We start from the raw sequence: 11,694 nt of genomic DNA on the forward strand, positions 1-11,694 counted from the left end.
TGCCTAGATTGACTCTATCTCGTGTCTTTTCCGTTTCTGATAATGCGAGCTACAACATCTGCAATCTGTCGAGCCAGAAGTGGTGGAACTGCGTTGCCCACTTGATGGAATTGCTGCGTTCTGTTTCCGAGAAAGAAATAGTTGTCAGGGAAAGTTTGCAGTCGGGCGGCCTCGCGGACAGTCAGGCTTCTGCATTGTCTGGGATCATAATGAATAAAGTAGTGCCCGTCCTTGGCGATATGGCTGGTTATCGTCGTGGAGGGAATGCCCGATCTCTGTACCCGGAAGCGGTCGCTGAACTTTCCGGTCTTCCAGTTTTTATGGTCTGGTTCGAGTCCTGGCAGGTTGAAGTCATGGTGGCCTTTGGGCGAGTCCTTGTATGTCTCGGCAAAGGCGGTAGCGTAAACGTATCTACGCAGATCGGAGCTCATGTGCCCTCGTGCTTCGTGATTGAGCCAATACTTGAGCCTAGGATCCTGCAGCCAGCCATCGAGGTGGGTGCTTGTCACGCCATTCCATGCACTCTTTTTGAGAACACGTAATCCTCCCGAGTTCAGGTCTCTACCATCGTAGCTGCTGGCGAGAATGCCGAGTTTTGTGGCTAGACCAAGTCTTTCAGGCGTATCGGGTACCTGTAGAAGGCACTCTTGGTTAAGCTCCCTCAGATGCTCACGCACGGTATCTGCCCAGGCATCAGGAGAGTCCTTTACTTTGGTAAGAGTGCTTCGCAAGGGCGGTAGACAGCCGATGACCTTGTCTATTGATGGTCCTTGGACTGGTGATAGCTTGTGATCACCAAGAGCGTTTAGATACTCCTCGGAAACACCGAGAAGTATCACTCGATGCCTGGCCTGAGGAACGCCGTAGTTCTCGGCCCGAATGATGTAGTTGCTTGGTTCGATGCTGTCCGGGTCAGCTCCGCTTTCGTAGATATCATCGGCTACCAGCGAACAGATCCTGTACTTTGGCCCGTTTTCGCTTTCTCCCAATGCTGCGTCCGGGTCAGCGAGGTCTCGCAGGATCTGTGGAAACATCTGCTCGCCAGCTACTTTCGATGAAAGAATCCCTTTCACGTTTTCCATCACGAAGACTGCGGGTCTTTTCTTTTGAATGATCCTCAGGTATTCGCGATAGAGAAAGTGTCGATGATCGTCCTCTGCTCGATAGTCCAGTTTTCCGCGATTTCTTGCACGCCCGACGATTGAGTAGGCCTGGCATGGTGGGCCGCCGATCAGAACCCATGGTTTGGTTTCGTCGAGGCGATGTTCCAGCATTCTGTCGAGCCGGATGTTGCCTTCTTCTGTACCCAGCTCCAGCAGCTGCGCCTCGTTGTCAGCATGCTTCCAGGCCTCAAGACTTCTGTTTGTGTAGGGCTCCGCTATATCTGCTGTTTCGCAAAAGTTGTAATAATCCTCTAGGGACTCGGGTTGTTTGTTTTTCAGCAGCCGGTAGAAAGCCCGGAGTCGCAGGGTGGAGCGAGCCGAGATCTCCATCTCGGCTGAGACCTTGATCTCGAAGGTCTCAGCATTGTTGCTGGAGTGAGAGGAAAAGCCCTCTCCGAGACCGCCTGGGCCAGCAAAGAGATCCACGACCTGGATGGGATAGCTACGACTCATGAAACCACGCTGTTTTGAGGAAGTACTAAATGGATGTCGTCGACCGCGCCACAAGATCCCGCATGATGGCTGGCATCAAAGGGAAGGGCACCAAGCCGGAAATGACAGTCAGGCGCTTTCTGCACGCCCATGGCTACCGGTTCCGACTTCATCGCAAAGACCTGCCGGGAAAGCCGGATATTATACTGTCTAGACTCAGGGTCTGTATTTTTGTACATGGGTGTTTTTGGCATCGCCATGTTGGATGTAAATATGCTGTCATGCCCAAGACACGAGTCGATTTCTGGGCGGCTAAGCTTCAATCCAATGTTGAAAGAGACTTGACGGTATTGCAGAGGTTGGAGAGTGATGGATGGAACGTTCTGGTCTTGTGGGAGTGCGAGCTCAGACATCCTGAGACCGCCCTGCTTGCGTTGCTTGAGCGCCTGAGGGCTCTTGAGTAGTGCGGCAGATTGCCGGTGAGCATCCCAGCGCTCCGATGTGTTCACAAGGCTTCGTCGAGGGCGGTTAGAATGCTTAAAGCCCACGGGTGGCATTCCCATCCACCAGGCCCGCTTCTCTTCAGGTAGTGGCTTAGGGAGCCCGTAAGTAGCTTGTTGATATCCGCGACAGGGTATCCAAGTACCAATTCAGCGTGGGCAGCTCGGTCCCCCGGGTTGTCTGCAAAGTATCTCAATAGGTCCAATGCGATCGTTCCGAGTTTTGCCGTGCGCTCCAAAAGCGTGTTCTCCCCAAGTGAGGAAGTGCGACCTTGTGGCGGGAGAAGAAGCTCTTCGACCCATACTGATTCGCTCAGAGATTCGGCGAGGTCCGAAATCACTGCGCCACGTTCTATGGTGCGGTAGGCGCCTATAGTTTCTTGGGTGCATTCGGCCTGTGTTCTCAGGACTTGGTCATCTACTTCTGGTTTTTGCGCCTCATCTGCTGGTATCCAATCCCAGTCCAGTGTTTTCTCATCTTCGATGGATATGGCTGTATCGATCTCAGGCTCTGTATTTTCAGCAGATGGATTTGTATTCGTAGGGGGGGGCGGTGTGCTGGATCTTTCGCTGAAAAGCAGCTGCATCTGTATCAGCTTGCTCAGGCGTTCTGAGTCGTGCTTTTCGCGCAGGAAATCTACTAGCAGGCCGCGCGCTTCATTCTCTAGGCCAACAGATACCAGCGAGGAAGATGCGCGTATAACGCCATGAGGCAGATTTTCCCGGAAGCAGGCACGAAGTAGTTCTGCGCACTCATCGATGTGAGTTGGGAGTGACTTTGGTAGTACGCGCATGACAAGCTCCACCCAGTCGTCAAGCTTCGTACTCCCATGGTAGAGGGCCGCATCGTGTTCGGTTTCGATATGGATACAGCCGTCTTCTAATGGCCAGAGCAATTTTCTGTAGGTGACGACAGGCCGCCCCCCATCCATTCTGAGGGGGCGTATGATGCGGTCGATTTCCTGTCCGCGAGACATCACCCTTATCGCTACTTCCATATCCCTATCGCCTAAACGGAAACTAACAGCACTCGATGTCGTAATGCTGGCCACATGCAGTATCATGCCTAGAAACGACACTGCTTCCAAGGGGCTCTATTCGAGCGTTGGATGAGCATTTCTCGGTGATCCCCTAATCGTTTCCAGATCAATAGGGTGGTGAGGCGATAGTAATACCGGGTGGCGTCGGAATGATCCTTCAGGTGCTGAGTGAGAAACCAGCGCACATGCTTGGGCTGCCAGGTCCAAGGATTATAGCGTTGCCATCGCTGTTGTATGGCCGCCTGGATGATTCGGGCTTGGTGGCCACGTTCTCGAACGTATGTTCCGTCTCCGCTCGTTTGGCTTCGTCCTGTGCATTGCGTTGCACCTTGGGAGCTATGCGTTGTGCAAGCAGCTCGTTGGCGTTCGCTAGCGAGAGCTCTGGGTAGATGCCCAGCCCCATATTGATACTGTTTTTGGTTGCCTGCTTGCGGTAGTTGAAGTTCCACAGCATCGAGTCATTGCTCCTGACTCGGAGCTCAAGGCCATCACCATCGCTGAGGACGTAATCCTTGTCTTTTGCCCTGACTACCTTGAGCTGGCGGTCGGAGAGGCGAAGGGCTAGGGCAGGCATGAGAGCTACCTCTGACACCGTTTTGGTATTCCGAAAAATAGCACCGGAAGGCTTGGAATACCATTTGGAATACCCAAACGGCTGGAACTCAAAAAAACTCTGCAGAGCCCGGTAGCGCTTAACTCCTTGATTTTACTGGATTTCAGACACAAAAAAAGACGTCCGTGGACGTCTTTAGATGATGAAGTGGTGGGCCGGGGTAATCTGAATTAGTCAGTTAACATACTGATTTTAATGTGAAATTTACAGTTAGGTATTTGAATGGAATACCTTTTGGAATACCCGTCGATGAGTTTGAGCTCGGAGTTCAAGTATTTTTGTCCTAGATACCTGATGCTCATGGGCAAGATTATCAAGGGAGGCGTTAACATCGTGGGTAAGCACAAAGTTGTACTGTTTGTTTCGGAGGCTTTCTCGCGCTATTTCTGGGTGCACCAGCGTATTTTAACTTTCTCCAAGTAGAGTGTTGCCGCTGACCGAAAACTGACCCGGTCAGTTTTCAATCAGCGCCGACAGGGGAGGGACTGGCAGGGCTTTCAGCCGTGGGCGAAACGCGAGAGTTGTATGGCATCACCGACAACGGTCTGTGCGACGCCCGTGACCTGGAGAAAAAGTACCTCACCGAGTTGATAGAAAAGCTCAACAACGCTTTCGGAAAGGACATCACCGATACAGATCAGGTGGCCTTCGCGGTGCATGTCGCCGAAAAGCTGCGCGGCGTTGTCATTGCTCAGGTGCAGAACAACACTATGGACCAGGCGATGAAGGCTGACCTGCCGAGCAAAGCAATCCAGGCTATTGCCTGCGCCATGAGCAGCCACACCAGAATGGCTACCAAGTTGTTGAGCGACGAGTCCACGCGAAATGTGTTCCTGGCGGTGGTGTATGAGTTGCTGAAGAAGGATGCTGGGACTGACCTACTCGGTTCGGCGCGGGTTTAAGTGGGTATGACAAAAAAACGAGATTTAGGCAAGCTGAAGGTTCACTAAATCTGTTCACATCGCTGTTTTATTTTATGTCGATGTTGGCTGAATCCAAGGTGGCAGATGGCGCAATATCATGAAGTGACAATTGTAACTTATCCCACTGCCAAGTCGAGGTTTGAGTACTTGTCTCGATGGTGTCGCTGCGACCAGACACCTTAAAGGGCATCGGGGGCGCAACCAGTGGCAGTTTCGCCACCATATGGTTTACGCAGGCGCGCCGAGCCAGCAGGAACCGGAGGCTACAGGCTGAGGTCAATCTATCGTTAGTCCAAGTAAACGAAAGAAAAGACGTGGCACTACTTTTTCCCATGCGCCAAAGCCGTTTGATTGATCAGCCATGCTTTGCAGAGATGGAAGAGGCGTTGGGTCTACAGGCCGAACGCCAAAAGTCTGAGTTGCCTTAGTAGGTGTAAGAGTCTTCGTCCTGCAAGCACACCTGCATCGGCGTCAGGAAGCCGATCTCGATATGATTACGCTCTACAAAAGGCTGAGTCATGCAGCAATTCAGATAAGTGTGGGTATTTCTTGAGCAGGGGCATGGAAAGTCTGGCGCATGCACGCCCGTGTGGTGAGCGGCAGGTCGACTGGTTTTCACCGCCCAAAATTGCTGCCTGGGCGTCTTCACTTCCTGAAGCACCGCTTCTAGCATGGAATATCTATAGTGGTCGTTGTCAGGGTCAATTGGAACAGAAATTTTCCTAACCGGATTAGCCACTGCGTCAAAGCTGATGAGTTCGAACTCATTAACGACATCGTAGCAAAACTCGCCGCCATAGATCTTCCGCTTTCTGTGGCCACAACTTCGCATTACCGATCTAGGTTCGCCACAGATGCTGCAGGACTTTTTCTTTATGATTTCCCTTGTGCTGAAAAAAATCTTGTAAGGAAACAACGCTTGCCAACTGGATACCGCATTGTCTAGAAACGCCAGGCCATACTCCCCCCTCACGTGCTCTTTATTGTATTGGATATCGGAAATTGTGATTTCCAGTTGTTCTAACAAGCACCACGCGGAGTAGTACGTGCCAGACTTCAATAAGTCGAAAATTTTCAGATTGAGTAGATGACAATCCAAAAGAGCGTGGTACACCCAGATCCTATTTTTCTGGCTGTCATCCTGAGTCTGAGTTTTCAGGTCGTCGAGTTGAGACAGGTAGTGCTCGCAGTCAAAGTCGATTTTCCACCAGTCATGGAGTAGGGCATCTATTTCGGAGAGCAAGCAATCGGAAATCATTATTTTTCCAGTTCCTTGACGATCTTCAAAACGTCTTTAGCCTTGCCGGATACTTGGTATTTCTTCTTGCTTTTTCCCTTGCCCTTCTCTTTGATGACGCTGATGCGCAGTTCAATGTCGTCGGATTTGTATTGCCTAAGTTTGTCCTCCACGAAAGCTGAAAGCACGGCGACAAAAATGGGTACTGCGACGTCAGTGACTAGGTAGGTACCGATGTCGACGATGATGCTGTTCATCTGCGAGTAATGGAGGTCTTCCCCATCCCCTATGATCTTGACTTCCAGATCGTCGGTTTCCCTTTCTCTCAGGTACTGCATGAATTCAACCGCATCCGCGCCAACAATACCTACGCCTTCCTCTGGGATAGGTATGAGCAATGCAATGGTACTTTCGCGTTCGATGCCCTCATCAATGATGCGTGACTCCGCGCTATGCTCCCCGATTTCCTCTTCGAACGTTTGAGCTCTCATTACGACTCCATGGTTAATCAAAAAAAGCAGTAGCGCCCGATCTGACTTGGATAGCCTGGGCAGCAGCCCTTAGCAAATTTGCGTCGAACACAAGTGGGCCAAGAGAGAAGCCCTTCGACCCAGGTTCCCTGAGCCAATCGAATGAGTGGCTTCATGGTAGGCGTGCTGGACAGCGTTACCACCCGAGAAAGGGTAAGATCTTGCGGGTTTCAATGTCCATACTACTAATTGGACATGCTGGTGTCTAACCGTCTATCTAGCGCATTACCGTCGGTTGCGGGCGATTTTCGATTCTAGCTGGCAGGTGCCGTCTCCACCCCATCCGACTGCACATTCCATCGACAGCCCGACTAGTATGGTGTTTCAGAAATACCGCTGAAAATTTGAGCTAGGCATCTGTAGATGGTCACTATCTAAGGGCATCGACATGTGCCGACCAGCAACCGTCATTGCCCTTTCCGAAACTGTAAAGTCGGAACTGCTACGCCGGATCAAGCTTCGCAAAGGTGCTCAGGATGCTCGCCTGCGAGCGGAAATAATTCTTGCGTGTGCGGCAGGCGAATCAGGCAATGACATCGCTCAGCGCTTGGCACGAGTAAGGATGTAGTGTCACGGTGGCGCCAGCGCTTCTCTAAATTGGGGCTGCTGGGACTGAACGATGAACCACGCTCTGGCCGACCACGTACCATTCCCGATGAGCAAGTTCAGCAAGTGGTAAACCAATGCTGCAAGGCAAGCCCGACGGCTCCAGTCACTGGAGCACGCGGCGGATGAGTCGTGAGACGGGCCTATCTCCTGCGAGCGTGATATGTATTTGGCACGCGTTCGGGATCAAGCCGCACTTGGAAAAGACCTTTAAGCTTTCCACTGATCCGTTGTTTGTCGACAAGGTTCACGACATCGTTGGCTCTACTTGAACCCACCCGAGAGAGTCCTGGTGCCTTGCGTTGATGAGAAGAGCCAGATCCAAGCGCTGAACCTCACGCCGCCGGGCTTACCGCCTTTCCCTGGCAACTCTGCAACCCGCACACATGACTACACGCGGCACGGAACGACCTCGCTGTTTGCTGCCCTGGATGTGGCTACCGGTGAGATGATCGGCCGACTCAAACGCCAACATCGCAGCACTGAGTTCCTCGCTTTTCTGAGAGAAATCGATGTGTCAGTGCCTGCCGATATGCCAATTCATCTGATCATGGACAACTACGCGAATCACAAGACCGACAAGGTCAGGGCGTGCCTTGCGGCGCGGCCGCGCTAAAGGTGGTCGCGTCTGCGTGTAGTGGCGGGCACAACTGCCCTTAATGCTGAAGTTCGAAAGATGTACTCGCCATCCGCTGATACACCTGTGATCAAACACTGCTCCGATGTTACAGTCAGGGCCGAACAGAAGGTCTTGGGCACGAGAAAAAGGAGTAGTCGTGGCACGTCCCCTTCATAAGGTCAAACTTCATGGAGCGCTGTATTCCCGACGTCCGGCCGTCGAAGCTGAAATCCAATACCTCGAGGTCATAGGCGCTGCTGAGCTTGAGCGTAGAGCGTCCGACTGCTCACGGACATCTCCCGATTTTGTCTCGCCGGAAGCGTTGGTGCATTTTGTGCGAAATGTAGAATCCGGAATTCATCGTGAAACGCTCACCGAGCGCTTGCTTGAGCGTCTCCACCTTCTCCTGCCCCGCGCTGATGACGCTTCGCTTACGAACGCAATCATCCGAGCAACACGACTCAATTGGGCTGTCCTGGTCGGAGTGATACAGGGCGCAGCAGCAAGAGCGCGCCACTTCGCAGACTGACTAGACCGCTTCCACCGACTTCCGCTCACTCAAATGGCCTATTGGCATCTTTTATAGGGTAAGATCGGCCTCGAAAAATGGTATTGGCCCAATTAACCCTGGGATGCAAGGATGCAAAGATGAGCCTAACCCAAGTTTTTAACCAAGCGCGTCTGTCCGTCAGAGACGATTGCGTTATTTGGGGTGGAAGGGTACTCAAAAGCGGTGACAGTAAGGCATACCCGCTTTTGAGGTCTCTGTGATGGCTAGTCGCGGAGCCTCAGTTAAGCTAGGCATCTTTGTAAAGATTACCAATCCTCTATATTTGGGGTGGGGCATTGGAAAGCTCCTTGGGGTGTCTCAATGTACTGCGAAAGTCCAATACTTTGATGCACCGGGGGGCATACTGCCTGACCCTGTCGAAGTGCCATTTTCTCAAATCATCCAGGCGAGATTGCCAGCGCAAACTCGAGTCTATCGTCGGACAGCAGAGCTCCATTGGCAGGTCGGTCGTGTGCTTGAGGATGATGGTGCGATCATTTTTGTGCAGTTTCCCAATGGGGAGATGGAGAACCTCGCGGCCGAACAGTTGCAAGTCCGGTGGAGTTGGCCACTTAACGATCCTCTGCCTTTATTGGCAGTTGAGGCCACTGAGACGCCGTTCCTAGCCGATGCGAGGGCAAATTTTGTCCGTGCTGTGGCTAGTCAACATCATGCAGTGGCAGGTGTTTCGGCTGCTCTCTGTTCTTCGATCGATCTCGTAGATTACCAGTTTGATGTCGTACGCCGGGTCCTCTCGGACCCTATTCAGCGGTATCTATTGGCAGATGAGGTGGGACTGGGGAAAACGATCGAGGCGGCGATCATCGTGCGGCAGTACTTTATCGACGATCCTGCTGCAAGGGCGGTGCTGATTGTCCCACCTGCCTTGGTGTACCAGTGGCGTCGTGAGTTGACAGTCCGGTTCGGTCTCGGGGCTGAACTGGATGACTTGTTGCATGTCATTGCGCATGACGACCTGAAGCGATTGTCTAAGGTGATTGCTAACGCCGGCATGTTGGTGGTTGATGAGGCTCACCATCTGTCCAAGCAAGCTACCGCTGAACAGCGCGAACTGTATGAGTTACTGCGATCCCACGCACTTTCCTTGCCGCGGCTGTTACTGCTGTCGGCGACCCCGGTCTTGGGCAACGCGGAGGAGTTTCTTCGGGTTCTACACCTACTGGACCCGGTAGTGTTTCCGCTTGATGACCTTGACGGCTTCAAGCGGCGCATTGCATCCCGCCAAGTCATTGCGGAAGTGGTTTCGACGCTATTGCCTGAAAACGTCTGGGGTCTTGGCCCCGACCTAGAACGATTGCTAGAGAGCTATCCTGACGATCCTCTGCTAGTGGAGAAGGTCGGTACCCTGCAAAGCGTATTGGATACTTTTCCTGACGAGGAAAATGCTCGGTTCTTAGCTGCTTTGGAGGATCTCAAGACCCACTTGGTAGAGAGCTACCGACTGCACCGCAGGCTCCTGCGCAACCGTCGTACATCGGTACCATGGGCCACGCCTCGACGAGCTGGGATGCAGTCAGTTGCCTTTAGTGGTGAGGCTACTGCGACGTGGCGCGATCGTTTGGAAGCCTTGCGCTTGGCGTTGGCAGCCTACGGATCATTTCCCCCTGTCTCCCAGTCGCTGCTCCAGGCAGCCGTTCACCCCCATTCGGGACAATCGCTACTCCAGGCCTTGACGCGTGCTGGACTGGATGAGCCTGACTTGCTCGCTCAGGCGAGAGGTGTTGATCATGCGGCTGAACGTCTACTTTCCGACCCCGCGCGGGTAATTGCGTTGTGCGGTCAGGTCCGCATGCTCCTAGAAAACCCGGCGGTCCAGGTTGTCGTCTTTTGCGATCGGCTACAGGATGCCGATCGGGTTGCTGATGCCTTGGTTCGCGAGATAGGTGACAGAGTCGCCCGTCACGAGCCGGTCGAAGTGGACGAAGATGGGGAGGTAACTGCGCTTGAGTGGGAGCAGTTTCTTAACTTGCCCGACCGGGTGCGTGTACTGGTATGTGATGCACGTGCTGAGGAGGGCGTTAATCTGCATGGAGGGCGCAAGGTGGCCGTCCATTATGATCTGCCATCATCTCCGAACCGCATTGAACAACGATTGGGGAGATTGGATCGCTACGGAACCGGCGACCTTATCGTGTCTTATGTCTTGCTTGATGAGGCGAATTCCGACGAAGCTGCTTGGGCTCAAGTCCTGGATAGTGGTTGGGGGGTCTTCCGTCAATCGGTGGCAAGCCTACAGTACCTAATCGAGTCGACCTCTGAGTCGTTGGCATGCAGCTGGTCCGAGCAGGGCACTGCAGCCCTCCAAGTTCACGCGGATCAACTCGGCGGACCAGGCGGCTGGGTTCAGCGTGAAGTGCGGCAGTTGAATCACCAAGATAGCCTGGATGCTCTGGCTAGCCGGGAAATTCCCGGAATGGACGCGCTGGAGGATGTAGATAGCGATTGGGCGGAATGGCGTGCCGCTTTCAACGCGCTAGCGGTAGATTCGCTGCAATTTGTCTCGCGTAACGAGAGCGAATTAGGCGGCCAAACTACGGATACTCCGTTTCGAATTGGTTATGCGTATCGCGACGGCGGGAGAGCAACTCTGTTACCTCTGGCGGGTTTCCTCAAGCATTTTTTGGCGACAGTGGACCAGAGTGCAATCGGTGGAAGCGCTCGTTTTCCGCTGAGTCACCTCTATGCGTTCAAGCGAAACACCGTCACCAATCGTCGAGGGCTGGCGCAAGGATTACGCCTACTTCGCATCGGCGACCCTCTTGTGGCCTCGCTGGAGCAATTCTGCAAAACTGACGACCGCGGTCGTGCATTTGCGGTTTGGCGGGCTAATCGGCAGTACGAAGTCAGCGATCCCAGTGGGGCCGATTTGTACTTTCGTTTTGACTTTATGGTGCGTCCGGCACTCAACCTGGCGAACGAGAAAACATTGCCTCTGAAACAGCATGCACTGGCTCGTAAGGCCAGCACCTTGCTGCCTCCTCTAGTCATGCGAGTTTGGGTGCACGGTAATGGAACGATTGAAACTGAGCCCAGCGAGTTTTTGATTAGCGGGTATTCCCCTGCGTTGAAGGGCGATCGACGTGATTTCAATCTGAATTCTCACCGCTGGCGCAGGTTACCTGCGGGCATCAAGTCGACCTGGTTACGCAACTGGAGCGGACTGTGCGGGAGTCAGAGGGACATCGCCACAACCGCAGTGCGGAGCGCACCGGCATATATCGAGCATATACAGAGCGCGTTAAACGCCTGCGCTCAGGAGCGTCGATTGCGCCGGGCGCAAGGTGAGGCGAGGGCTAGTCGCCTGCAAGGACTGGCCCGACAACAAGAACTAGACGAACTGCACCAGGCTGAAGAAATGTATGCGGCGCTAGAGGCAGCCATAGCTAATCCTAGTCTCGACTTAGATGTGGTAGGCGCAGTCTTCTTGTCTTCTATTTCGCCCTTTAACGAATGACCTTCA

7 protein-coding genes and 3 pseudogenes are annotated in these 11,694 nt (G+C 53.2%); 4 read left to right on the top strand and 6 right to left on the bottom strand.

Going from position 1 to position 11,694, the window contains the following annotated elements; translation table 11 throughout:
* Positions 1 to 14 precede the first annotated feature (14 nt).
* Complete coding sequence (locus AC07S6_RS11400) at positions 15 to 1,616, bottom strand: DNA cytosine methyltransferase (RefSeq protein ID WP_495112322.1); 1,602 nt, start codon at positions 1,614 to 1,616, stop codon at positions 15 to 17.
* A gap of 29 nt (positions 1,617 to 1,645) precedes the next feature.
* Between AC07S6_RS11400 and AC07S6_RS11405 the strand changes: the two genes are divergently transcribed.
* Positions 1,646 to 2,059, top strand: coding sequence for a very short patch repair endonuclease (locus AC07S6_RS11405; RefSeq protein WP_495112323.1), 414 nt, complete (start codon positions 1,646 to 1,648; stop codon positions 2,057 to 2,059).
* Between the two features lie 41 nt (positions 2,060 to 2,100).
* Here AC07S6_RS11405 and AC07S6_RS11410 read toward each other — a convergent pair whose 3' ends face one another.
* From AC07S6_RS11410 to AC07S6_RS11420, 3 genes and pseudogenes are all read right to left on the bottom strand, one after another.
* Positions 2,101 to 3,093, bottom strand: coding sequence for a hypothetical protein (locus tag AC07S6_RS11410; RefSeq protein ID WP_495112324.1), 993 nt, complete (start codon positions 3,091 to 3,093; stop codon positions 2,101 to 2,103).
* Between the two features lie 68 nt (positions 3,094 to 3,161).
* Positions 3,162 to 3,395 (bottom strand): annotated as a pseudogene (locus AC07S6_RS11415) (hypothetical protein); the annotation flags it as partial.
* Positions 3,395 to 3,709: pseudogene (locus AC07S6_RS11420) on the bottom strand (integrase arm-type DNA-binding domain-containing protein); the annotation flags it as partial. The pseudogenes AC07S6_RS11420 and AC07S6_RS11415, both read right to left, overlap by 1 nt.
* Positions 3,710 to 4,251: 542 nt before the next feature.
* Between AC07S6_RS11420 and AC07S6_RS11425 the strand changes: the two are divergent.
* On the top strand, positions 4,252 to 4,650 hold the full coding sequence (locus AC07S6_RS11425; protein ID WP_330735921.1) for a hypothetical protein: 399 nt from the start codon (positions 4,252 to 4,254) through the stop codon (positions 4,648 to 4,650).
* Between the two features lie 445 nt (positions 4,651 to 5,095).
* Here AC07S6_RS11425 and AC07S6_RS11430 read toward each other — a convergent pair whose 3' ends face one another.
* Complete coding sequence (locus AC07S6_RS11430; protein ID WP_495112325.1) at positions 5,096 to 5,929, bottom strand: hypothetical protein; 834 nt, start codon at positions 5,927 to 5,929, stop codon at positions 5,096 to 5,098.
* A complete protein-coding gene (locus tag AC07S6_RS11435; protein ID WP_495112326.1) occupies positions 5,929 to 6,399 on the bottom strand; it encodes a hypothetical protein in 471 nt (156 codons plus the stop codon). Before AC07S6_RS11435 ends, AC07S6_RS11430 begins: the two co-directional genes overlap by 1 nt.
* A gap of 427 nt (positions 6,400 to 6,826) precedes the next feature.
* Between AC07S6_RS11435 and AC07S6_RS11440 the strand changes: the two are divergent.
* Positions 6,827 to 7,657, top strand: a pseudogene (locus AC07S6_RS11440) (IS630 family transposase); the annotation flags it as partial.
* 776 nt (positions 7,658 to 8,433) lie between these two features.
* Positions 8,434 to 11,688 (top strand): protein DpdE, encoded by a 3,255-nt coding sequence (dpdE, locus tag AC07S6_RS11445; protein ID WP_495112327.1) that lies wholly within the window; start codon positions 8,434 to 8,436, stop codon positions 11,686 to 11,688.
* Positions 11,689 to 11,694: the final 6 nt, after the last annotated feature.

It is taken from the genome of Pseudomonas sp. GW821-FHT07B01, from assembly GCF_059419065.1.

Coding starts and splice junctions, on each gene's coding strand:
- AC07S6_RS11435 (WP_495112326.1), bottom strand. CDS start 6,399: ATGAGAGCTCAAACGTTCGAAGAGGAAATCGGGGAGCATAGCGCGGAG.
- AC07S6_RS11410 (WP_495112324.1), bottom strand. CDS start 3,093: ATGGAAGTAGCGATAAGGGTGATGTCTCGCGGACAGGAAATCGACCGC.
- AC07S6_RS11430 (WP_495112325.1), bottom strand. CDS start 5,929: ATGATTTCCGATTGCTTGCTCTCCGAAATAGATGCCCTACTCCATGAC.
- AC07S6_RS11400 (WP_495112322.1), bottom strand. CDS start 1,616: ATGAGTCGTAGCTATCCCATCCAGGTCGTGGATCTCTTTGCTGGCCCA.
- dpdE (WP_495112327.1), top strand. CDS start 8,434: ATGGCTAGTCGCGGAGCCTCAGTTAAGCTAGGCATCTTTGTAAAGATT.
- AC07S6_RS11405 (WP_495112323.1), top strand. CDS start 1,646: ATGGATGTCGTCGACCGCGCCACAAGATCCCGCATGATGGCTGGCATC.